Raw genomic sequence first — 24,223 nt, 5'->3', positions numbered from 1 at the left:
TATAGGAGATTAAACAAAGAATAAATTTATATAATTTATTTTTTAATTTCCCGAAGGTCCAGTTTCAATAGGCAGTGGTTTATGATGTCGAATTAGCGTTACGCATAATACGCTAATTAGGCAGATTACTGTGACTATTGAAGCGCTAACAATAGCCCATACAGAGTTTGCTGTATTAACTAAAATAGCTGCGGCTTGAGGTAATATACCTGCAAGGCCTAAAGAGGCTAAGACAATAATGATAATAGCGACTAAAGAGATCGCCAAAAGAAACGAGGCTAGGGCCATAGGACCACTGCAAACACCTGTTGGGGTAGATAATCCCTGCAATCTTGTTTTTATTGCAGTAACTTCGGTTCTTAATTCGGCCACTGATGTTGCAGTAGTTGCCATATGAGACTGCATCATACGCATCAGATAATTCTGATCTATACCAGGTCCTGTAGGATGTTGCGGCCATCCACCTAAAGGATGTTGCTGTATCCCGGCTAGAGTCGTTTGAAGATTGGATAATTGTGTTGCAAGATCACTCGGATTTAATAAAGAAGATGGGAGTGTGGTATCGGCCGGATTTAAATCATTTCTTACAGAGGTCATAATACTTAGTTTCTCCTAAATATTCTTTTATAATAATTAAGATTCTATTTGAGAATTATTGATCATATAGATTGCGGGTCTGCTTCTTAATAAAGAGCCGATAGACAGTGAGCAAAGAATCATCATTGAAACTGCGGCACACGAAATAATGGGTAGGGATATACAAGCACCAACTGTATACATGTTAAGTAGAGAAATAAATAAAGGAAAACCACCACAAACAGCAACGATACAAATAATAAGCATTGTGATAGAGATTAAAGCTAAAATTGTTAACGCTAATGCTGTGAGTTTAGAACAAAGAGAAGGAGGTGTGCGTCCTACTACGTAACTGGTGCCTTCCGAACGAGGCGTGGCTCCGGGGGTTCCTGAAGAACCTGATTGAATTAACAATTCCGTAACCGTAGCTAAACATCCTTTTAGCTCTATAACTTCATCTCTTAAATGAGTTAGATCTGCGGCTACATTATCACCCGTAGTAAGAGCTAGGGAGGAAACTCTATCTATTTGATTAACTTTACCTTCAAGGCTTTCCACCTTTCTTTGCAATTCATTTATTTTTCCATTGAAGCTCAGTAAAACTCTATCTAGTGAACCCTCTTGAGTTTGTGTTTGACTGGGTGAAGATACTGATGTTGTTGCCATATGCTTCCTTAAGTTATCTTGGGAAAAAATAATAAAACTTAAGATAGGATATCTTAAGGAAGAGAATATATCAAGATATAAGCTTTTAATTTTCTAAGTTGTAGAAAGCAAAGCGTTTAGAAAGTTTTTTATTTAATGACCATAAAATAATTAACCCAATAGACCACTGTAAAATCAAACTAGAAAGACTATATACCGATATAGGATTCCACCAGTGCCCGTCTTCAGGAAAAAGCCCCTCATAAAAATACCACGAGAGTAACACAATCCCTTCAATAGGAAGTAAATATTTTACCATAGAATCAAAAACTTTATTGAGGTGAATATCTCCTGGAACTGCATTAATGATTTTCTTTTTTAAATGTGTTAACCCATAACTAATTGCGGCATAGATAAAAATAAGACCATTAATAATTAATCCAATTCCCCAAACAGTATCTTGGTTTGCAAATATTGCAAGACTTAAAGATGAGGGTACGCCAAGGATAAAAGCTATAACTGTTGCTAAGGACTCCGCTACGTGCTTTTTTATTCCAAATTCTGAAAGAGTTTGTGATAACAAAAACAGCATTGAAATCATTGATGAGAGAGCTGCCATAGCAAAGGCAAGGAAGAATATAGAACTGAAAATAGCTGGTAAATATGTAGATCCAGGAATTCTAGTAAATAGTTCTGGTAGGTAGATGAAAGCTATGCCTATGCTTGAAGATCCCGCGCCTTGTTGTAGCTGTGTAGTCCCTAAAATATCTAGGGAAGAGCATGTGGCAAATACAATAATCCCCATAATTAGGGAAACCAAGTTATTCGATATAGCGGTAAGAGCTCCATTGCTAACGACGCCGGTTTTTTTTGAAGCAAATCCAGAATACACTAAGAGCAACCCCCATCCAGCTCCTGTATCCCAAGCATTTTGTGTTAGAGCTTCTAACCATAACTTATAACTAGAAAGTGAGGCAAAATCAAAAGTGAAAAGTTGTTTGATTCCCTGAACAGCATTAGGTAGAGTCACTGCTCTAAGGAGGAGTACTAGAGTACAGACAAAGAATGAGGGGATAAGAATTTTATTGCACTTCTCAATACCCTGTACAATACCCTTACGAATAATCATATAGGCTAGAAATAAAGACAAGAAATGGAACAGTAGAGGAAAAGAACTTTGATAATGAGTCTCCCATAACTGAGAAAAATTATTCCCGGCGTAAATTTTTCCAGAAATTGAATAGTAAAAATAGCTCAGACCCCATCCAACGATATTAGAGTAGTAGGCTAAGATACACGTTGTCACTAAAGTAACAAAGCCTCCTAACCATGCGCATTTAGGTCCCGCTGTTTTAATTAACGTTCCTATAGGAGCTTTTTTAGTTAATTTCCCTAGAGAAAGCTCTATAACAATCAGAGGAATTGACCAGATAAATAGGAATAGAAGCCAAATTAAGATAAAGGCTCCACTACCATTTTGCGCCGCAATTCTAGGGAAACGCCAGATATTTCCAGCGCCAACAGCTATCCCCATCATAGAGAAAATAAATCCTAGTCTTGAAGAAAAGTGGGTCTGACTTTTGTTCATTTATATTTACCCTAATTCAACAAGTTTATCCGAAAAGTGTTTGTCTGTCATACTAACAACGCAACAATCAGACCAGACATTTAATGATGTTTCGATCATGTCTAATATAGTGTAGAAAGGGAGAATTAATCCCAATAAATGTAGGGGGATATGCATTGAAGTGATCAAAGAAGATGCAAGGAAGAAGCATCCCATAGGCACCCCGGCATTACCAATCGCGCATAACGTTGCAATAAATATCCAACCGATCATGGAAAGTAAAGAAAAGCTAAGACCATTAGATGTTCCTACAAAGAGTACTGTAATTAAAATAAAGGCAGCACAACCGTTCATGTTGATAACAGAACATAAAGGAAAGGCCAGTCTTGATAATGAGGGTTTAATTTTGAGTTCTTCTTCAGCTAATTCCATTGTTAGAGGTAGAGTGGAGGCTGAAGATTTTGAAAAGAATGCTGTAACTAATGCTGGAGACATGCTCTTAACAATTTTCAAAGGTGAAAGCTTATTTGCTTTCAACAGCCATGGTAAAACAATAAACCCTTGGATTAAGTTAGCTCCCACTACGCAAAGAAGATACTTACTAAAGATAACCAAGTTTCCTTGACTCTGTGTAACTTCTTTATAGAAGAGAATAGAAAAAGCTAGTGTGGCCGGAGCAAGTAACTTAAGAACACCTTTAGCAATATTCAAAAGTATAGAAAAGAATGTCGAAAATAGTGTGTGAGTAAAATCCTTTTCTTTTTCAGGGAGAAATAGAGAGGCGATTCCTAGCAAAGCGGCTAAAAATGTGGCTGAAATAACATTATTATCTATAAATGGCTCTAGAATATTCCCAGGAATAGTAGTTGATAATACCTTAAGATAGCCTGTTGAGCATGTGGTTGAAGATGTTTCTAAACTACCTTCTAAAGGCATGACAGGATAGATAATAATAAACAATCCTAGACCGACTGTGGCAGCTATAATTGTAGTAAGTAGTGTGTAGTATAAGATTTTTCTACCCAAGGACAACATTATCTGAAAATTTTTAATTGATGTAATCGTTGACCCAATAGCAAAAAATACTAGAGGAAGACTTAAAAACCTTAACAGTTTTAAAAAAATTCCTGATACAATTTCTGCACTTTGAAAAATTATGGGGGAATTAAAGGAAGCTAGGACCAAGCCTATTAGCATGCTTCCCAGTAATAGGAGATTATAACTTGATTTTGCGATTTTCTTTCTCATGAATGGTACTAAAAAATTTTAATAAAAGCGTAATGAGAGTATAGTGGTTCGAGGATTTCTTTTCTTTGAAATTGAAATAAAATAAAAACTTTTTAAAAGTGTAACATGTCTTGTTTTAATTTGCCCACGGTTAATGAAAAATTAGCCCCCGTTAGATCTAGTAGTTTTCCAGACCAAGAAGAATGGAAGAATACTTTCCAAACAAAGCTCACAAAGAATTCCCATACTCATTTGGATTTAGAAAAGTATCAGGCAAATCGTCAAACACGTGTTGCTTTGTTAGCATTATCCGTATTGATCACTTTGGTTTTATTAGCGATGCTTCTTGGCACCCTGCAACTGCAAGCATTTGTTATGACATGGGTTTCGGTTGTGGTGGCAGTGGCTATTCCAACTATTTTATTAACCGGTGGAATGTACATTTTACATAGGATTAGCAAAAAGGTAGATGTTCTATCCGGTTCAGTAATTAAACCTTTTGGGAATAGAATCTGGGCTCCTATGCCTGTATGTTACTATTCTATACCTAAGGAGGGTGAGAAGGAGAATATTCAAGAGAGAGTTCATGAAAGCCATATAGATTTATCTACTTTAGATGCAACCAATTCTGGTGTGGCACTAGTGTATTATTATCCAGATGGTGTGGATTATAGAATTCCAACTTTCGTTTTCCCTCTAATTGCCACCCCTTTCGTTGTTCTTATTAAGATGATCTATAACTTAATTAGATTTATTGTGATCCCCTTTCATATACTTTTGCAAATGGTCATCCAATACTTTTCTAAAAAGGATATTTCCATAGAAGATCGTTTTATTTTCAAAGATATTGTTAGGGAAATGTCCCGATCTTTGGTCAATATGCTTAGGGCTCCTTTTTATGGCACGGCTACAATGATGACGGTCTTTTACGGGTTACTTAATCCTTTAGCAGGTCGTGTTGCCTATGCGTGTGTAGAAAGAGATTGGAATGATGATGTTATCCGTTCTCGTGGGTTGTGGTTAGCTAATCCTCAACGTAATTTTAAATTCGAAGGTGGTGGTACACGTCAGGGATTGGGACAATTTAGTCACTACTTGATTGGATGTTTCCAGCCGACTTGTATGTTCCTATTTAAAGATGGTCAGATTGTTTCAGGATCGCATATCTCTGCCCAATATTATCCAAATTCGCACCTTCCTGTTTATCCCGGAATAGCCGTTGTCACTGCTCCAACTCTAGAAGATAGTCAGGGTAGTGAGGCAGAGACTAATTCTACAGATACAAGGTCTTAAAGCGTTATATAGACTGGGTTTCTTTTAGTATTCTCATGTAAAATATTTTTGATGAAAAACTTAAATACGCTAAACTAGTCCCAAAGTTTTTCTGTCAGACGCTCTTATATTTAATATCTAAATATATCAGTTTTGAAATTCTTATCTTTTCGTCTCGGAAAATCTTAAACAGTAGTATATTATCTGGGATTGTATCCTGCATTGGGGATAGAAATTCAATCTTTTAGAACATCCTCTAGATATGAGGAAAGAATATGACAGTACAGCAGTCACAAGATGGGATCATCCTTACCTTTCATTTCTTCTAAAAATTTCCATAGACAATCCGATGTATTCGATGAATTCGGTTGCTCTGAAGCATTTGTAGATTTTCTTGTTTCTGAATTGATAGATTTAGAGGGAAGTTCAGAAATCGGAGAGGGATATTTATCTCTGTCTGAAAGTTTATTGATGCTTACTCGCGATCACGTTGTGATCCTAAAGAAGGTTATCTTCTATGGAATGCATTATGGCATTAATAAGAAGAACTCTCAGATTTTAATAGACGGTTTATCATACATAGACATTTTATTCAAAAAATTGGGAATCAGTTCTTCAGACAGACTGTCTCTATGCTCAGCTAAAATATGTGCGAATTTTGAATTGTTTTCTTTAACTGGAGATGCGACGTTTCTTGATCATGTCGTTAAAGATTTTCATTTGATGGAACAATTACTAAAAATTAATCCTCATTTAGATAATAACTTGGGTTGGCAACACTTTTGTCGGGGAGAAAAACATGAAGAGGCCTCTCATTCAGCTACTGCCTATGTATATGAAGTTATAGGCAAGACTTTTTTGACATTATATTATAAGAATAAAGAAAAGGAAGCTCTCGCACGAAGTTTAAATTCTTTTCTTAAGGTATTAAATTTGCTTCCACATCGAGCAAGTGCTCATGCAGATTATGCTGAATGCCTACAAATTCTCGGATTAGAATCAGGAAATTCTTCATACCTACAGCAAGCTATAGACCATTTATCTAAGGCAATTTTCTTAAGTTTTAATCGTTATATTGATAACTCTGCTTATGAAAATTATCGTTATAGCTATGCTGTGGCTAAGGTAAGACTATTTGATCTTACTTATGAAAAAGAACATTTTCATCAGGCAAATAGGATATTGTATCAAACTGTTCAAGCTTTTCCTCATATTGCTGAATTGTGGGTTTTATGGGGAGAATTATTAATTCGTTCCGGCTGGCTTAACAGTAATATGAAACATATAGAAATGGGTTTAGATAAGTTGGCTTCAGCTCAGAAGAAAGGGGCCGATCCTATTCTTCTTTCTGCTTTATTAGCTAACGGTATAGCTGTATTGGGATTATACTTGGATGAGCCAAATTTATTCAGAGAAAGTCGGATACGATTAGTTGCTGCTATGAGAGCTTTCCCCGGCAATTCTCATTTAATTCATGCTTTAGGAGTGGTTCAGCTTTGCTCTGCTTTATATTTTGGCGATGATGCTAATTTCGCAGCCTCTGCTTCTTGTTTTAAATCTTGTATTGAATGGGATTCCGAAAATATCAACAGTTGGCAGAAATTATTTGATGTATATTTTGCCTGGGGTGTGAGAAAAAAGAATGTAAGATTACTTCAGAAAGCTGTTGGAGTAGTGAAAAGACTATGTTCTTTACGCCCTGAAGTATTTTTATTTTGGAGTGATCGAGGCCTTGCTTTAAAATGTTTGGCCGAGGTGACAACAGATCTTGTTTATAAGGAAATTTATTTAGAAGAGTCTTTATTCTATTATCGTAAAGCTTGGGATCTTACTCATCGAATGGAGATCTTGGAATTATGGGGACATTCTTGCTATTTGCTGGCCGAGCTTCAAGAATCTCAAGATTATTATGACGAGGCGTACGCCTTATTATCTAATATAGATGAGGAGAAGCAGTCTTTCAGAGCTAAAATTATTCTTGCTTCTACCCTTTTAGGAAAAGGAAAACTATTGCAAGATGAAGCTCAGGTCGAAGAAGCTTTGATTATTTTAAATCCATTAATCGATGAATATCCTGATCAAGAGGATTTATTACTCTTATTAGGAGAAGCCTGGTTATTTCTATTCTGGAAGCGACGTTCTTTGGAATCTGAAGAGTTCGTTAAGGTATACTTAGAACAGGCGATTGCTTTAGGGTGTGGTGAGGCTTACTATACTCTAGGTAAATTCTATGCTGTTAAAAAAGAGATTGGTCAGGCTTGGGCGATGGTAATGCGTTCTGTAGATTTTGGTTTCAAAATCACAGAATCACGATGGCTGAATGATCCATGTTTAGCAAATTTAAGAGCTGGACATGCATTTCATGAAGTCGTAGCTAATCAAAGAGGTAAACTATGGTGGGTGAACAAAACAGAGGCGAAGAGAAACTAGACGCGGCTCTTGGTTCAGGAAACTTAATGGATTCAAAAACTAGTCATCTGGATGATGAGCTAAGTTTTAAGTTGGAGAAAGCGTTTACTTGTTTATCTACCGATATACATTCTCATGATCTTTCCAAGATTGTCAGTGAGTATAATCCTATAGATTTAGCCTATGCCGTTTCTTGCCTTCCTCCAGATTCTCGTGCGATTCTTTATAAAAATCTCTCATGTATAGCATCTCGAGTAGCTTTCATTATTAATACAGATTCTGCTTCTCGATGGGCTATTTTTCGTAAGTTGACTGATATAGAAGTTTGTGCACTCATTGATCAGATGCCCCCAGACGAAGCTGTATGGGTCTTAGATGATATCCCTGATCGACGCTATCGTAGAATATTAGAATTGATCGATTCTAAAAAATCATTAAAAATTCGCGACTTGCAGAAACATGGCCGCAATACTGCAGGGAGACTTATGACTAATGAGTTCTTTGCATTTTTGATGGAAACTACTGTTAAGGATGTTTCTGCATGTATTAGAAATAATCCTGGGATAGATTTAACTCGACTTGTTTTTGTTTTGGATTTTAAAGGAGAACTTCAAGGTGTTGTTACTGATAGAAGTTTAATAATTAACCCCCCTGAAATTTCTTTAAAGCAGATTATGAATCAGGTAGAGCATAAAGTTTTGCCTGATGCAACTAGAGAAGAAGTTGTTGACTTAGTAGAACGTTATAAGATAGCTGCTCTACCTGTTGTTGATGAAGAAAATTTCTTAATAGGTGCTATTACTTATGAAGATGTTGTAGAGGCTATAGAAGATATTGCTGACGAAACAATAGCGCGTATGGCAGGGACCACGGAAGATGTGGGATATCATAGCTGTCATGTTGTTCAGAGATTTTTACTTAGAGCACCTTGGTTATTAGTAACTCTTTGTGCGGGGTTGGTCAGTGCTTCGGTAATGGCATACTTTCAAAAAATTGCCCCCTCATTATTGGCTCTGGTTATTTTCTTTATTCCTTTAATTAATGGGATGTCTGGAAATGTTGGTGTTCAGTGTAGTACAATTTTAGTCCGAAGTATGGCTACGGGGACGCTTTCTTTTGGACGCCGTAGAGAAACAATCTTTAAAGAGATGAGCATTGGTTTATTAACAGGAGTTGCCTTAGGGATTCTTTGTGGGATTGTTGTTTATCTTATGGGATTTATAGGTATGAATCTCTTTTCTGGAGGCGGGTTGCAGTTAGGAGTTACTGTAGCAGCTGGAGTGTTGGGAGCATCATTAACAGCTACAACTTTAGGAGTGCTTTCACCATTTTTCTTTGTGAAATTAGGAGTGGATCCTGCTTTAGCCTCAGGACCTATAGTTACTGCATTAAATGATATTATGTCGATGGTGATATTCTTCTTAATCACAGGATTTTTAAACTTTTTCTTTTTCAGTTAATAGTTCTTTTTAAATTATTATTTGATTACTTAATTTCATAAAGGTCTTTATTTCTTCTATATTTCACTTACATTCTAAAAAAGATCCCCCGGATCTACCTTTAGATACTCATGGGTACAAGCGATGTGTTTCTAGAGATGTCATTATCATGGTCATCTTTTTTTCTATCGTTGTTGTTCTTGCTATTGTAGGTGCAGTACTTGTTGGATCTAATGTTCTCACATCTTTGATGGCGTTACTTTTCTTTTCTGGTATTGCTACATCGGTATGTTTATTGGGTTTGGTTTTAATTTTCATTTTAAATGCAGAAAAGAGAATTTTTCCAAAAATCACTCTTCCTGATGAAATGGAATTTTCTAAAGAGGAACAAATTTTTCTACAAACACTACTAAACTTATCTCTTCCTGAGCAGATTAAAGAAACGGAAATTCCAACATTATCAGATGGCGTTCCTGAACATGTATTTATTAGAGGAACATTTTACAGAGAGAATTCAGAGTATAGAAATAATATTTCTACACGAGTAGAAAGCCTAGAAACGTCTCTAATGAGTTTTACTTCTACCTTTACTAAAGCTGTTGTACATTGTGGTCAGGTTTCAGGAAACTTAATTCAAGGGATAGTTAGGGAAATTAAGGATCTATTTATTCCTTCAATACGTTCTAGAGAAAAAGAGACCTCGCTTTGTTATTGTTTGCAAATTTGGAGTGAACTTTTAATACAGCACTCTTTTGTAGACTTTATTGTTCTTGTTCTTGAAAAGCCTGATATTAATCGTTTCTTACTTGGGAATTTTATAGAAATTGCTGAATCTTGGCGTATCAATCACGGAGATCCTACTTATATCTGTAGAGCTCTACAGTCATTTAATCTTTGGCTTTACGGTTTATATATGGGCGAGCCGTGTATAGATATTCTAGAATCTTATAATCCTGATCTTCTTACTGAAGATGTTCGAGCTTATTTAGAAAGTGGCAATTTTGTTCAGCTAATTTTCTCGCGAGCGGAACCCGATTTACGTGATAGATTTGCTGAGTTTTTGGAAGGATCTATTCAAGCTTTAGCTGCTACAGAATGCCATAAGATTCGTCGTGGGATGAACTCTGATGGATATATACAAAATGACCCTTCGTTACGTTCTGTTATCGATAATCTAAACTTGAGAATGACTTTTTGCTTGAATTTACCTTCATGTTCTTCTTGGAAATTTAGATTTGCTTTAGCAAGAAATTTAAACGGAATTTTCGATTTAAACGAATTTATTAGGGATAATTATTATGGCTTAGTTGCTAACCCCTTTTTGCTTATAGAACTTCTTCATAGCCATTCTAAATATCAGAGTTTTATTCAAGGATTGCTCATAAAAGCCATGCCTATAAGTCATTGGAAATCTTTATTTAAACCGATGATTGTAGGCTTATTCAGTGCGGGGATAGCTAATAGAAGAGAGCTAGAGGTAATGGCGAATCATCTGGGAGTAAATGTAGAAGATTTAACCAGTGTAATTTCTTCAGGCCGTTTCTTAGAAGTTTTATTTCCCAACTTATTCGAAGAATAGCTATTTAAATTCGATTTTCTGTTTTCCGGGTGCTTTACTTAAAAGAGAAGCTAGAAAATATGAAAAAGCAATTCCTTAAAAATTTTTAAGGAATTGCTTCAATGGTTGTATTAGACCTATTTGATTAGTTTCTTATGAGCATAGTAAATACCAAAAGGTATCATGCAGTTTGTAGAAAAGGCTAATAGTAAGAAGGCTGAATAACCTATTTTACCAGCTCCTGACAACTGCGTAACCTCTTGAGGAGGTAAAAAGCTAATCCATAAGGCAAATAAACAGGAAAGTATTCCTAAGAATGAAAGTAGACAGATACCAAAAAATTTCCCGGGAACTGAATACAAACGTTGTGCTTTTGGTTCTTTAATACGAAGAACCGGGCCCGCGATAAACAAACAAATGTACATAGCTAAATACATTTGTATGCTTAATGCACTAAGAATCCAGTAGGCTAAGTCTGCTGAATCTAAGCATAAAAAGATTAAAGTAAACAAGGTAACTACAACTGCTTGAAATAGCATAAGGTTTGTAGGAACATTCCTCGAGTTTACTTTTTTAAACATTCTAGGAAGACAATCGTTTTGTGTAGAGACGAATAGTCCTTTAGTTCCTGCGAACATCCATGCATTCAGTTCCCCTAGGGATCCGGCAATTGTCATAACAACAACAATACTAGTCATCCAAGAAAGATTGTACTTATCAAAGAATAGGGAAAATGCTTTAACAAGACCTGAAACTAGGCTAATTTCTTCTTTAGGAATAACGATAGCTATAGAAAGTGATCCTAAAACCAAGATAGCTAATGTGGCAATTGCTCCAATAAATACGGCTCTAGGGTAATTTTTTCTAGGATTTACCATATCCGAAGCCAGGTTAGCATTAGCTTCTAATCCACAGAGAGCTAAAAGCATGCCCGCAAGCAATACAAAAGATGACATACCATTAATTTCAGGAAGTAGATCGCCCCAAGAAAGAGAAATAGCTATGGGATTTCCAAAGACGATCCAAAAAATAGCCAAAGTGACTAAAATGGCTCCTGGAATTAAAGTTCCTATAATAACACAGACCGAACTGAAAAGAGCTGACGTACTAATTCCGAAGAAATTAAAAAAAGTCAGTCCCCAAAATCCAGCAAGAATAACTGTCGCTAAATAGATTTTATTATGGGCCAGATCCGGATTGATTTTATATACAAGTGTACTTGCTATGAAAGCAAGCATTGCAGGATACCAGGTCATATTATGAAACCATTGCATCCATATAGAAAAGAACCCCCACCATTTACCCAAGGCATCACGAGTCCAGATATAGATTCCTTGAGGTTTAAAAGATGCTAGTTCGGCTGAAATAAGCGCGTAGGGGATCATAAAACAGCCTACGGCAAGGGCATAGAAAAAAAGTGTTGATAAGCCATGCTTTGCTGTTAAGGGCAAGTTTCTTAAACTAATCACTACTGCTAGAGATAACATTCCAACAGTAAACGTGCCCAGGGGTTTTGATGGTTTTGAATGGGTATGCATAAGAGCCTTCTATTAGATTACGCTATTGTAATACTCGGGTCTAAGTAAATATCTTGAATCAAATTTAATAATTGTACGCCTTCGGTAAGAGGTCTTTGAAAAGCTTTTCTTCCCAAAATTAATCCCATACCTCCAGCCCTCTTGTTAATCACAGCAGTTTTCGCTGCCTCTGCGAAATCATCTTTTCCTGAGGGGCCTCCGGAATTAATAAGACCTACCTTACCACAGTAACTGTTGAGCACCTGGTAACGACAGAGGTCTATTGGATGATCCGAAGAGAGTTCAGAATATACTCTATCATCTGTTTTACTAAATTTGATAGCTTTAAAACCACCCTGACGTGTAGGTAGTTTCTGTTTCACGATATCAGCACCCAAAGTTGCTCCTAAATGATCTGCCTGACCAGTTAGATCTGCAGCTGTATGATAATCTACGCCATTAGTCACGAAGTTAGAGTTTCGTAAATAACACCACAATACTGTGGCTAAGCCTAATTCCCTAGCTCTCGCAAAAGCTCGAGAGACTGCAACAATCTCTTCGGAAGATGTCTCGGAACCAAAATAAATCGTTGCTCCCACAGCAACAGCACCCATATTATAAGCACTTTCTACTTGGCTAAAGAAAATTTGATGATATGTTGTTGGATAAGATAGAAGCTCATTATGGTTCAGCTTCAACATAAAGGGGATTTTATGAGCATATTTTCTTGAAAGTAGGCTCAAAACCCCATAAGAAGAGGCTACTGCAGAGCAACCGCCTTCAATGGCTAATCGAACGATGTTTTCTGGATCAAAATAAATAGGGTTTGGGGAAAAAGATGCCCCGGCCGTATGTTCTATGCCTTGATCTACTGGGAGAATTGAAAGATAGCCAGTATTCCCCAGCCTTCCATGAGCGAACATAGATTGCAAAGATCTTAATACGAGATTACTTCTATCAGAATAAAAGAAAACTTTATCAATAAAGTCAGGAGAGGGGAGAGTAAGGCTTTCTTTAGGGATATGTTTGCATTCGTATTTCAACAAATTTTCCGCGTCATTGCCTAGCAAATCATATATCTTCGACATACAGTTGAGACTCCTTAAGTGGTAACAATGGTCAGTTTGTGGGTAATCAATAAGATTTGTCAAGAATCTTTATAAACAATCATTGAAAAATAAAAAACTATACTTTTAAAAACCTTTAAACATTTAAAATGGAGTAGCACTTCATTTGTTTTAGAGTAAAAATTAAATGTCACAACCTGCAATCAATCCGCATCCTCCTGCAGATAACCACACGGAATCTCCCCCTATTACCCCAAAACAGAAAGATACCGCATGTAAAATAAGACAATCACAAATTATCAGCTTGATTTCAGCAGTGGTTGCAGCTGTTTTATTATTAACGATTCTTATTCTTCAATTGATTCCAGGAATTCCTGTTGCCTTCAGCATAGTACTGGGGTTAGCTCTTATTGTTGCGACAGCAGTATCTTTAATATTTTTTGCCTCTTATTTTCTCAAAATTAGAAAAGTACTTTTTGAGCTTTCTGCAGCTTCCACAGAACTTCGAGAAGTGTTTGCTAATTTCTCCTTAGATTTAATACGGAATATAGAACCACAGAAAATCACACGACCTCCACGATATGGTTCGAGAACTCGACCTAGAGGTCCGAGACTGGTTTCAACTCAAGTGTCTTCACCCACACCCACACCAGCTCCTACACCAACCTTACCAACTATACCGCCAGTCTCTACAGTGCCTACCCAAGAACAAGAACCAACAGAAACTCCTACCCCAACTCCTGGAGAAGGACCCTCATTGCCTCCAGAAATTCCAAGTCAAGTTGAGGAAGAAGTAAGCCCAGGCGTTGTTCCTGAACCTGTTGCCGGGCCATCAGTAGAAATGGACGTAGATTCCCTATTTCAAAGCAATCTATTGCGGTTACTTGATCTTGCTGAGGAGGGAACTATATATCCTGGAATAGATACACATTCGAAATACGAAAAAGAGCATCGAAACGCCTGTAAAGTATTTTCTAACTTTTGCGGAGGAGTGTCGAGATTTTGGGATAAGGTGAGAAGAGGAGAGCCACCTGTAACTAATGGGGAAATACTCTCAATGTTTACTCTCCCAATTTTTGGTAGGGATAGCCATCCAATATTATGTATTACCTATAACGGAAAAGATGCATTTTCAAGCGATCTTTTAGGCGCTTTTTGGTTGCATGATGCTTTTAAAGATCCTAAATGTTCAGAAAAATTATTTGATATTATTCGGATATTGAAAAAATCGAATCAGTTAATAGAGAGCGTTGAGGATCAACAGACAGCCTATACAGCAGCTCTAGTTAGTTTAAATGTATTATTGTCTGGTTGGTGTCTATGTAATCAGAGTCTTGCTGCGAATATCGTGGGTTCTGTACAGGCATTAAGAAGATCCGAAGAAGATAAAATGATCATCCTTGAGATGTTGAATTCTGGGAATATTCTTGGAGCTTTGGTGTTTATACACGGCGATAGAAATCCGGATATAAAAGCAATTATGCGTATCAATGATTTAGATTCAGAAGGTGAACCTCTACCAAATCCGCAAAATGCGATTGAAATACTGTATGAAAATATTGATCCTTATAGCGTACGTGCAATCACGATAGTGGGAGACTTGGCAGAAACATCTCAAGAACAAGGTGAGAATCTTATCAGAGAATCCCGGAGTATGTTCGAGAAATTGAGTGAAAGCTTGCCAATAACTGCAGCGGGATTAGGTTATGACATATGGAATGGTGGTAATGACAATCTAAATAGAGCATATGAGGAAGTGACAATGTTCTTAGCTGATCATCCACCCACATCTACATCTATGATGTTTTCATTTCTACGAGCTGTTCGTGGTGCACCAAAATTACAGTCACGTGTGAAAAATTATCTTCCTTATGCAGGTAAGGAAGCCGTGGGCTCTCTTCTATCGACATTAATATTGGGCGGATACTCTCTAGGGTTGTTTACCTATCGCCAAATTGATTGTCTGCGCGATGCTTTAGGGATTTCTGAACGAGACTTAATACGACTTATTCTGTCTAGAAAAATAGCAGGAACAATTCTTCCTAGACTCTTATAACAAGAATGAATTTCAAGTGTGTTAAGCGGGTGTCATAAATAGGGATTTTCATAATTTAATCCCTATTCACTTTTTATATTTCAAACATTAAACTCGATCTTGAAACATAGGTCTTGTGTTAATAACACAGACGTGATTTTTATAAATTTTCGGGTTCATTTTGTGTTTGAGAAAGACTCTCCTATCATTTCTGTAAAAAATTTAAATAAAGAAATAGGGAATCATCGTATTTTAAACGATATTTCTTTCTCTGTTGACCCGGGAGAAATTTTTGGAATCATTGGACATAGTGGTTCTGGAAAAAGTACGTTATTGCGTTGTTTAGACTTCTTAATTTCACCAACCTCAGGATCTATCTCCATTGCAGGATTTCATAATCTTGACTCAAATAAAAGAATTTCACGTTTAGTTTTTGCCAAGCGAGTTGCTTATATTTCTCAAAACTGCGGATTGTTTTTAGCAAAAACAGTATTCGAAAATATAGCTTATCCTTTGAAGATTCGTTATCCCGATATGACGAAATCTCTAATTGAAGAGAAAGTAGACGATGCTTTGTATTTCTTAAATTTGTATGAGAGGAAGCATGCATACCCTAGTAGATTAAGTGGGGGACAGAAACAAAAGGTCGCTATCGCTATAGCTATTGTATCTGATCCCATTGTTTTGCTTTGTGATGAAATTACCTCAGCCTTAGATCCAAGATCTACAGAAGATGTTACTGATAAATTACTACAGTTAAATGAGGAAAGAGGGATTACTCAAGTTTTTGTTTCTCATGAAATTGAGGTAATTAAAAAACTTTGTTGTCAAACTTTAGTTATGCATCAAGGTGCTGTTGAAGAATTGGGCCCTACGGAGAAGCTTTTTTTAAGTCCTCATAGCTCGGTTACCGAAGAACTTTTTCATATGAATTCAATTGCTAAAGGAATCTACGATCATAGAGAGAATGAGGAAATTTTGAGATTAGGTTTCCCAAAAGGTTTAGCAGTTCAAGGAATGATCAGTCAACTGATCCAAAATGGAGAGATAGCTATCAATATCCTTTCTGGAGATATCAATCTCTTTCGTAAGGCCCCCTTGGGTTTCTTGATTGTGGCTTTATCTGGAAATAGAGAACAAAGAGATCGAGCAAAAGAGACTCTTATAGACAAGGGAGTTATTATACAACAATTCCAGAAGTCAAGATAGTGAGGGTGAAATATGCAAATAGATATGCTCTATCTGTTAATTAAAGAAACGGGAAGTACCCTGTATATGGTGGCTGCATCTTTCTTCTTCTCATCAATTCTAGGTGGGCTTTTAGGATTAGGACTTTTTGTAACAGCTCCCTATGGCTTAAAACCAATGAAGAGCGTCTATTCAGTAACTTCCGTTGTGCTGAGCTTCCTCACGGCTATTCCTTTTGCTATTTTAATTGTTATCCTATTCCCAGTAACGCGATGGATCGTGGGAACATCTTTAGGAGCAACGGCCTCCATAGTCCCTTTAACTTTTGGAGCTTTGCCTCTAGTGGCTTCTTTTGTTTCCGATGCGTTGCGTACAGGAGCATTGACATGTGTTGAGCCCTCTATTGCTTTAGGGATACCTAAATTGAAAATAGTAAAAGATATTCTTTTCCCAGAAATTTTTCCTCAGCTGATCTTCTCATTAAAATCGTTAATCGTACACCTAATTGCTTGTTCTACTTTTGCTGGATTCGTTGGAGGTGGAGGATTAGGGCAGATTTTATTGCAATATGGCTACTATCGTTTTGACTTTTCTATAACTTTATCTGTGTTGGTTATTACTTTGTTTTTTATTGAGGGTATCCGGGTTTTAGGAGATACTTGGGGCCGGCGTATATTAAGACGTCGGGGGATTTTATGAAAAAAATAAAAATACTAGTTCTAATTGCTTTACTAGTCTCTTTAACTGGATGTAATAAAAATTCTGAGGAGATTGTACGCATTGCTGCAAGTCCTACACCACACGCACAGCTTCTCTACAGCTTGCAAAAAGAAGCAAAATCTTTGGGATTATATCTTAAAATACTTCCTGTAGATGATTATCGCGTGCCCAATCGTTTGCTTTTAGATAAACAAATAGAGGCGAATTACTTTCAACATGAAGATTTTTTAAAAGATGAATGTTCACGTTATCAATGTGAGGGAAAGCTGATTGCTTTAGCTAAAGTACATTTAGAACCTATGGGATTATATTCTAATAAAATTCAGTCTCTTGAAGAGCTTAAAAATAAAAAGCAATTACGCATAGCTGTTCCTATAGATAGAACAAATGAACAACGTGCCTTGGATCTATTGCGAGATTGTGGTTTAATTGCTTATAACGAAGTTTCTAACCTAGATATTACTGCAAAAGATGTTTGTAGTTGTGGAGATAGAAAAGTTATTATTATAGAGATAGCAGCACCTTTATTGGTATCTTCGTTACCTGATGTAGATGCTGCCGTTATTCCTGGAAATTTTGCTATTGCTGCCGGATTTTATCCCCATAAAAATAGTCTTTGTTTAGAAGATGTGCTCACATCTAAATATACTAATATTGTTGTCGTGCGTGCTGAAGACATAAATGATCCACGAATTCAAAAACTACGTCAATTATTTGAGAGTGATTCTGTGAAAGACTTCTTTGACACGAAATACAAAGAAAGTTTTTTAGTCCAATAATAAATCGAGCCCACACATTAAAGTGGGCTGAATCAATTTCTAGGTTTCTGAATAAAAATATACATTTTCAGATAATGATTTTCCTTGAGGGATTTTTTGTTATAACCTATCCTTTTTCCTGGTTGTTAGAGATTTACAAAGAAATAAGGGTGGGTCTATGTCAGGTTTTATAAATTTAGGTCCTAAAACTCCTTTAGGTTCGCCTTTTGATATCTCTTTATTGCCAGATAATGCAGGAATGAATCTTTTGGGCTCAATTCCTATAGTCGGAATATTTGTTGGTGTAAAACGTATTGCTGCAATTTCCGAATATAATGCAACTTTCGGACGTGATACCGGAGTGAATCGCGTTATTATTGAGGATCTGGGTGATGGTAACTACCATACACAAAGTATGACCTCTTATACGCGAGGCCACTATTTCAGAGGGATTGCAGAGATTTTAGGCTTGGGAATTGTTCTAACAATTCTAGAATTTATCGCTAGTATCTTTCAGACTATTATTTTGCTTGCGCTTGTTTTGATAGCACTTCTCACATTTATCCTTGTTATTCCAATTACTTTCGGGTGTTCAGTGGTTTTAGACCTATTGCCTAGAAAACAGATCGTTAATAAGGATACATTCAAGGAAATGAGTGAGAGTGATTATGAAGAAAAGGTGAGAGATAAGAAAAGTGACTGGTCTGAAGAATCAACTAGCATGGTTTCAATTTTTAATAAATTTATGCATGAAAAAATTTTCCCTTCTTAAATATTTTGTTTGATTGTTGTTTAATTTTTATCAAAAACACGACATGAATAAGTCATGTTGTTGTCTAGAAAAGATCGCCAAAAGTAACGTTTAAAGCTATATTGACTTTTTTCGTGTTGCTGGATATAAGGCATTCTTTTAATGCAACGTATGATTAGACATTTATGTTGTATTTCTTTTAGGTGTTTTATGTTTCCTTTCTTTAAAAATCGAGAGTTGCACAAAACGAAAACTTCTAAAAAAACAGCTTCTACAATTAAACATGCAAAGCATTACTTAAACGGGTATTTAAAGAAGATAGAGCACATTGTTGCTGCCAACCCTAAAGAAGTAATAGAAGCATGGAATGAAATGTTAGGAACAAAGTATAATGGAATGTTCCAAGCTTTAGGATTTAAGGATCATATTCTATTGGTAAAGATTTACAATTCTTCTTTATACGCTTCGCTAAAGCAAACGCATCAAAGTAGTTTAATCGCTCGCTTGCACCAAGTAGTTCCTCACGCTAAGATCAAGGAAATACAGTTTTTGTTAGGATAATGTATGGACGCAAAAGAAAAAAGTTACGACGCCTCAGCTATTACCGTTTTAGAAGGGCTTCAAGCCGTTCGTGAGCGTCCTGGGATGTATATTGGAGATACTGGGATTACAGGACTTCATCATTTAGTGTATGAAGTTGTGGATAATAGTATCGACGAAGCTATGGCGGGTTTTTGTTCTGAAATCCATGTAAGGATTTTAGAAGATGGCGGTATTACTATATCCGACAACGGTCGAGGTATTCCGATACAGATTCATGAAAAAGAATCTAAAAAACAAGGTAGAGATGTTTCTGCTCTAGAAGTTGTTCTCACTGTACTTCACGCTGGTGGAAAATTTGATAAAGATAGTTACAAAGTCTCTGGAGGATTGCATGGCGTTGGCGTGTCTTGTGTTAATGCTTTAGCAGAAAAACTTATCGCAACAGTTTATAAAGACAAGCAAGCTTATCAAATGGAGTTTTCTAGAGGGATTCCTGTAACAGCTTTGCAAGCTTTAGGAGCTGCGGATAAGCAAGGAACAGAAATTACTTTCTATCCCGATAATAAAATCTTTTCCTCTTGTGTTTTCGATCGTTCTATTCTCATTAAAAGGCTAAGAGAACTCGCGTTCTTAAATCGAGGCGTAACCATCGTTTTTGAAGATGACCGTGATGTGAGTTTTGATAAGGTTGTTTTTTTCTATGAAGGGGGAATCCAATCTTTTGTTAGTTATTTAAACCAAAATAAAGAAAGTCTTTTTCCTGAGCCTATTTATATTTCAGGGATTCGTGCGGGAGATGACGGCGATATTGAATTTGAAGCAGCTCTTCAATGGAATTCTGGATACTCTGAGTTAATTTATTCCTATGCAAATAATATTCCTACCCGTCAAGGGGGGACGCACCTTACAGGATTCTCTACCGCATTAACTCGTGTACTTAATGCTTATATTAAAGCTCACAATCTAGCTAAAAATGACAAATTGTCCTTAACAGGAGAAGATATCCGCGAAGGACTCACCGCGGTAGTTTCTGTTAAAGTTCCTAACCCTCAGTTTGAAGGTCAAACTAAGCAGAAATTAGGAAACAGTGATGTAGGATCTGTGTCACAACAGATTACAGGAGAAACTCTAACAACATTTTTCGAGGAAAATCCTCAAATAGCCAAAATGATTGTTGAGAAAGTTTTTATTGCAGCTCAAGCTAGAGAGGCTGCGAAGAAAGCTCGAGAGCTAACGTTAAGGAAAAGTGCTTTAGATAGTGCACGACTTCCAGGAAAACTTATCGATTGCTTAGAAAAGGATCCCGAAAAATGTGAGATGTACATTGTGGAGGGAGACTCTGCTGGAGGCTCAGCTAAGCAAGGTAGGGATCGTCGTTTCCAAGCTATCCTTCCTATTCGAGGTAAAATCTTAAACGTAGAGAAAGCTCGTTTACAAAAAATTTTCCAGAACCAAGAGATTGGAACGATCATAGCAGCTTTGGGTTGTGGCATTGGTTCGGACAATTTCAATTTAAGTAAGTTACGTTATCGACGTATAATTATTATGACAGATGCTGATGTTGATGGTTCCCACATTCGCACACTACTATTAACATTCTTCTATCGTCATATGACTGCATTAATTGAAAATGAATGCGTTTATATAGCCCAACCTCCTTTATATAAAGTAAGTAAGAAAAAAGATTTCCGCTATATCCTTTCTGAAAAAGAAATGGATGATTACCTCTTAACACTAGGAGTAGGAGATAGTAAGCTTGTTTTTAAAAATGGAGATCGTGAAATAAGCGGAGAAGCTTTGGATAGCTTTGTGAAGCTTATTTTAAACGTAGAAAACTTTATAGTTGCTCTAGAGAAGAAAGCTGTGCCTTTCTCTGAATTCTTAGAGATGCGAAATGAAATTTCAGGATATCCTCTATACTACTGTCCTCCAAAGAGTGGAAAGCAAGGAGGACGTTATTTCCATTCTACAGAAGAGAAAGACGAAGAGATTTTAGCATCAGAAGATCCAGATTCTGTAAAAGTTATTGAATTGTATAAAACAGCTATTTTTGCAGAGATCCAAGAAGAACTCCGCGATTATGGTTTAGATATTCGTCATTATCTCAATCCAAAAGACTCTGAGATGGTGATTACAAATGAAGATTCAAAAACGCTTCCATACACCTGTTATACTTTGAAAGAAGTCATTGATCATCTTAAAACCCTTGGAAGAAAGGGAATAGAAATTCAACGTTATAAAGGTCTTGGAGAGATGAACGCAGATCAGCTTTGGGATACGACTATGAATCCTGAACAAAGAACTTTAGTGCGTGTATCATTAAAAGATGCTGTAGAAGCGGATCATATCTTCACTATGCTTATGGGAGAAGAAGTTCCTCCAAGAAGAGAATTTATCGAAAATCATGCTCTATCAGTTAAGATGAATAATTTAGATATTTAGGAGACGGTTATCACTATGTTTAACAAAGAAGAAATCATTGTCCCTAAAAATCTAGAAGAAGAAATGAAGGAAAGTTACCTTCGTTACTCTATGTCTGTGATTATTTCCCGGGCACTTCCTGATGTTCGTGATGGTTTGAAACCCTCACAGAGACGCATTCTTTATGCGATGAAACAATTAAATCTTACTCCTGGAGCCAAGCATCGTAAATGTGCTAAAATTTGTGGTGACACCTCCGGAGACTACCATCCTCATGGCGAACGTGTTATTTACCCTACATTGGTGCGTATGGCTCAAAATTGGGCAATGCGCTACCCATTGGTAGACGGTCAAGGAAACTTTGGTTCTATTGATGGTGACCCTGCGGCTGCTATGCGTTATACAGAAGCCCGTCTAACCCATAGCGCAATCTTCCTAATGGAAGATTTAGATAAAGATACTGTAGACATGGTCTCGAACTATGATGAAACGAAACATGAGCCTGTCGTTTTCCCTTCAAAATTTCCTAATCTTCTTTGTAATGGTTCTTCTGGTATTGCTGTAGGTATGGCAACAAATATTCCTCCACATAATCTTGGGGAATTAATTGAAGCTACACTACTTGTATTAAGTAATCCTAATGCTTCTATTGAAGAAATCTTAGAAGTCATGCCTGGTCCTGATTTCCCCACAGGGGGGCTAATTTGTGGGGGTGAGGGTATTCGCTCTACATACCATACAGGAAGAGGTAAAATAAAAGTCCGTGCACGTCTTCATGTAGAAGAGAATGCGGATAAGCATCGAGAGAATATTATTCTTACTGAGATGCCTTATAATGTAAATAAGTCCAGGTTAATCGAACAAATTGCAGATCTAGTTAATGATAAGACCTTGGCTGGAATTTCAGATGTTCGAGATGAATCAGATAAAGATGGTATCCGAGTTGTTCTTGAGCTAAAGAGAGGGGAATCGTCAGAAATTGTTATCAACCGTCTCTACAAGTTTACTGATATTCAAGTGACTTTTGGAGCAAATATGCTTGCCTTGGATAAAAATCTTCCAAGGACCATGAATATTCATAGAATGATTTCTGCTTGGATACGTCACCGTACGGAAGTTATCCGTAGAAGAACGCGCTATGAATTGAATAAAGCTGAAGCACGTGCGCATATTCTTGAAGGTTTCTTAAAAGCTCTTTCTTGTTTGGACGATGTTGTTCGCACAATTCGCAACAGTGATAGCAAGGAACATGCTAAGCATCAGCTTATTGAGAATTTCGGTTTTACCGAGTATCAATCTGTAGCTATTCTCGAATTGCGTTTGTATCAACTTACAGGATTAGAAGCTGAGAAAATTCAAAAAGAATACGACGAGTTACTAAATAAAATTGCTTATTATAAACGTGTTCTTGCTGATGAGGGTCTAGTCAAAGATATTATTAGAAATGAGCTGCAAGATATTCAGAGAGTCCATAAAACTCCTCGTAGAACTACGATAGAATTTGATGCTGATGATATTCGTGATATTGAAGATATCATCACTAACGAGCCTGTAATTATTACCATATCAGGTGATGATTATGTAAAAAGAATGCCTATAAAAGTCTTTAGAGAGCAGAAACGTGGTGGTCACGGAGTTTCTGGATTCGACATGAAGAAAGGTTCAGATTTCTTAAAAGCGGTATATTCAGCATCCACAAAAGACTACCTATTAATCTTCACTAATTTTGGACAATGTTATTGGCTTAAAGTATGGCAATTGCCCGAAGGTGAAAGACGGGCTAAGGGTAAGCCAATTATTAATTTCCTTGAAGGTATCCGTCCTGGAGAACAACTTGCGGCGGTTCTTAACGTTAAGAATTTTGAAAATGCAGGATTCTTATTCCTGGCAACAAAGCATGGTGTTGTTAAGAAGGTAGCTCTTGATGCCTTCAGCAACCCTAGAAAGAAAGGTATTCGTGCTTTAGAAATAGATGATGGAGATGAACTCATCGCTGCTGCTCATATTACCAGTGAAGAAGAAAAAGTCATGCTCTTTACTAGATTAGGCATGGCAGTACGTTTTCCTCATGATAAAGTGCGTCCTATGGGAAGGACAGCACGTGGTGTACGAGGTGTTTCATTGAAAAATGAAAATGATCGTGTAGTTGCTTGCCAAATTGTTAGGGATGATCAATCTGTTCTTGTTGTTTGCGATAACGGTTTCGGAAAACGTTCTCAGGTAGGAGACTTCCGAGAAACTAATCGTGGTGGTGTTGGAGTACGCTCTATCCTTATTAATGAGAGAAACGGGGATGTTCTTGGGGCTATTTCTGTTACAGATCACGACAGTATCTTATTGATGTCAGCACAAGGGCAAGCTATCCGTATTAATATGCAAGATGTACGTGTTATGGGAAGATCCACTCAGGGTGTGCGCTTAGTTCATGTTAAAGATGGTGATATCCTAGTTGCTATGGAAAAACTCTCTTTAAATGAAGATGAAACTCTATCAGATCTTGAAGAAGAGACTACCTCACCACAAGTATAGA

At 36.8% G+C, this 24,223-nt stretch carries 18 protein-coding genes; 12 read left to right on the top strand and 6 right to left on the bottom strand.

Going from position 1 to position 24,223, the window contains the following annotated elements:
• Positions 1 to 42: 42 nt before the first annotated feature.
• From O1W70_RS00395 to O1W70_RS00380, 4 genes are all read right to left on the bottom strand, one after another.
• Positions 43 to 597: a hypothetical protein gene (locus O1W70_RS00395; RefSeq protein ID WP_213240887.1), complete on the bottom strand. Its 555-nt coding sequence runs from the start codon at positions 595 to 597 to the stop codon at positions 43 to 45.
• 36 nt (positions 598 to 633) lie between these two features.
• Positions 634 to 1,242: an inclusion membrane protein IncB gene (incB, locus tag O1W70_RS00390; protein ID WP_213240889.1), complete on the bottom strand. Its 609-nt coding sequence runs from the start codon at positions 1,240 to 1,242 to the stop codon at positions 634 to 636.
• A gap of 85 nt (positions 1,243 to 1,327) precedes the next feature.
• A complete protein-coding gene (locus tag O1W70_RS00385) occupies positions 1,328 to 2,809 on the bottom strand; it encodes a sodium-dependent transporter (protein WP_213240891.1) in 1,482 nt (493 codons plus the stop codon).
• A gap of 6 nt (positions 2,810 to 2,815) precedes the next feature.
• Positions 2,816 to 4,036, bottom strand: a complete 1,221-nt coding sequence (locus tag O1W70_RS00380) for a dicarboxylate/amino acid:cation symporter (protein ID WP_213240893.1) — start codon at positions 4,034 to 4,036, stop codon at positions 2,816 to 2,818.
• Positions 4,037 to 4,141: 105 nt separating this feature from the next.
• Here O1W70_RS00380 and O1W70_RS00375 point away from each other — a divergent pair, with 105 nt between their 5' ends.
• From O1W70_RS00375 to O1W70_RS00360, 4 genes are all read left to right on the top strand, one after another.
• The gene (locus O1W70_RS00375) at positions 4,142 to 5,308 is read left to right on the top strand and encodes a hypothetical protein (RefSeq protein WP_213240895.1); all 1,167 of its coding nucleotides are present in this window, start codon (positions 4,142 to 4,144) and stop codon (positions 5,306 to 5,308) included.
• Positions 5,309 to 5,584: 276 nt separating this feature from the next.
• On the top strand, positions 5,585 to 7,717 hold the full coding sequence (locus tag O1W70_RS00370) for a lipopolysaccharide assembly protein LapB (protein WP_213240897.1): 2,133 nt from the start codon (positions 5,585 to 5,587) through the stop codon (positions 7,715 to 7,717).
• 26 nt (positions 7,718 to 7,743) lie between these two features.
• The gene (mgtE, locus tag O1W70_RS00365; RefSeq protein WP_117274764.1) at positions 7,744 to 9,156 is read left to right on the top strand and encodes a magnesium transporter; all 1,413 of its coding nucleotides are present in this window, start codon (positions 7,744 to 7,746) and stop codon (positions 9,154 to 9,156) included.
• A 148-nt stretch (positions 9,157 to 9,304) separates the two neighbouring features.
• Positions 9,305 to 10,714: a CT214 family putative inclusion membrane protein gene (locus O1W70_RS00360; RefSeq protein ID WP_213240899.1), complete on the top strand. Its 1,410-nt coding sequence runs from the start codon at positions 9,305 to 9,307 to the stop codon at positions 10,712 to 10,714.
• Positions 10,715 to 10,830: 116 nt separating this feature from the next.
• Here O1W70_RS00360 and O1W70_RS00355 read toward each other — a convergent pair whose 3' ends face one another.
• Positions 10,831 to 12,231, bottom strand: a complete 1,401-nt coding sequence (locus O1W70_RS00355; protein WP_332381417.1) for an amino acid permease — start codon at positions 12,229 to 12,231, stop codon at positions 10,831 to 10,833.
• 17 nt (positions 12,232 to 12,248) lie between these two features.
• Positions 12,249 to 13,298, bottom strand: a complete 1,050-nt coding sequence (locus O1W70_RS00350) for a class I fructose-bisphosphate aldolase (RefSeq protein WP_332381418.1) — start codon at positions 13,296 to 13,298, stop codon at positions 12,249 to 12,251.
• A gap of 166 nt (positions 13,299 to 13,464) precedes the next feature.
• Here O1W70_RS00350 and O1W70_RS00345 point away from each other — a divergent pair, with 166 nt between their 5' ends.
• The 8 genes from O1W70_RS00345 (at position 13,465) to gyrA (ending at position 24,222) form a co-directional block, all read left to right on the top strand.
• Positions 13,465 to 15,333: a CT214 family putative inclusion membrane protein gene (locus O1W70_RS00345; protein ID WP_332381419.1), complete on the top strand. Its 1,869-nt coding sequence runs from the start codon at positions 13,465 to 13,467 to the stop codon at positions 15,331 to 15,333.
• Positions 15,334 to 15,495: 162 nt separating this feature from the next.
• On the top strand, positions 15,496 to 16,521 hold the full coding sequence (locus O1W70_RS00340) for a methionine ABC transporter ATP-binding protein (protein ID WP_332381420.1): 1,026 nt from the start codon (positions 15,496 to 15,498) through the stop codon (positions 16,519 to 16,521).
• Between the two features lie 12 nt (positions 16,522 to 16,533).
• The gene (locus O1W70_RS00335) at positions 16,534 to 17,199 is read left to right on the top strand and encodes an ABC transporter permease subunit (protein WP_332381421.1); all 666 of its coding nucleotides are present in this window, start codon (positions 16,534 to 16,536) and stop codon (positions 17,197 to 17,199) included.
• A complete protein-coding gene (locus O1W70_RS00330; protein ID WP_332381422.1) occupies positions 17,196 to 17,999 on the top strand; it encodes a MetQ/NlpA family ABC transporter substrate-binding protein in 804 nt (267 codons plus the stop codon). The genes O1W70_RS00335 and O1W70_RS00330 overlap by 4 nt, the downstream gene beginning before the upstream one ends.
• Before the next feature lie 157 nt (positions 18,000 to 18,156).
• A complete protein-coding gene (locus tag O1W70_RS00325) occupies positions 18,157 to 18,750 on the top strand; it encodes a hypothetical protein (protein WP_332381423.1) in 594 nt (197 codons plus the stop codon).
• A 189-nt stretch (positions 18,751 to 18,939) separates the two neighbouring features.
• Positions 18,940 to 19,290 (top strand): DciA family protein, encoded by a 351-nt coding sequence (locus tag O1W70_RS00320; RefSeq protein WP_213240915.1) that lies wholly within the window; start codon positions 18,940 to 18,942, stop codon positions 19,288 to 19,290.
• Positions 19,291 to 19,293: 3 nt separating this feature from the next.
• Positions 19,294 to 21,714, top strand: coding sequence for a DNA topoisomerase (ATP-hydrolyzing) subunit B (gene gyrB, locus O1W70_RS00315; protein WP_332381424.1), 2,421 nt, complete (start codon positions 19,294 to 19,296; stop codon positions 21,712 to 21,714).
• Between the two features lie 15 nt (positions 21,715 to 21,729).
• Complete coding sequence (gyrA, locus tag O1W70_RS00310) at positions 21,730 to 24,222, top strand: DNA topoisomerase (ATP-hydrolyzing) subunit A (RefSeq protein WP_375797238.1); 2,493 nt, start codon at positions 21,730 to 21,732, stop codon at positions 24,220 to 24,222.
• The last annotated feature ends 1 nt before the right edge of the window (position 24,223 follow it).

Origin of the sequence: Chlamydia sp. 16-02, from assembly GCF_042235055.1 — a bacterium.
In the GTDB taxonomy this organism is placed as follows: Bacteria; Chlamydiota; Chlamydiia; order Chlamydiales; family Chlamydiaceae; genus Chlamydia.
This window is presented reverse-complemented; position numbering and strand designations above follow the sequence as displayed.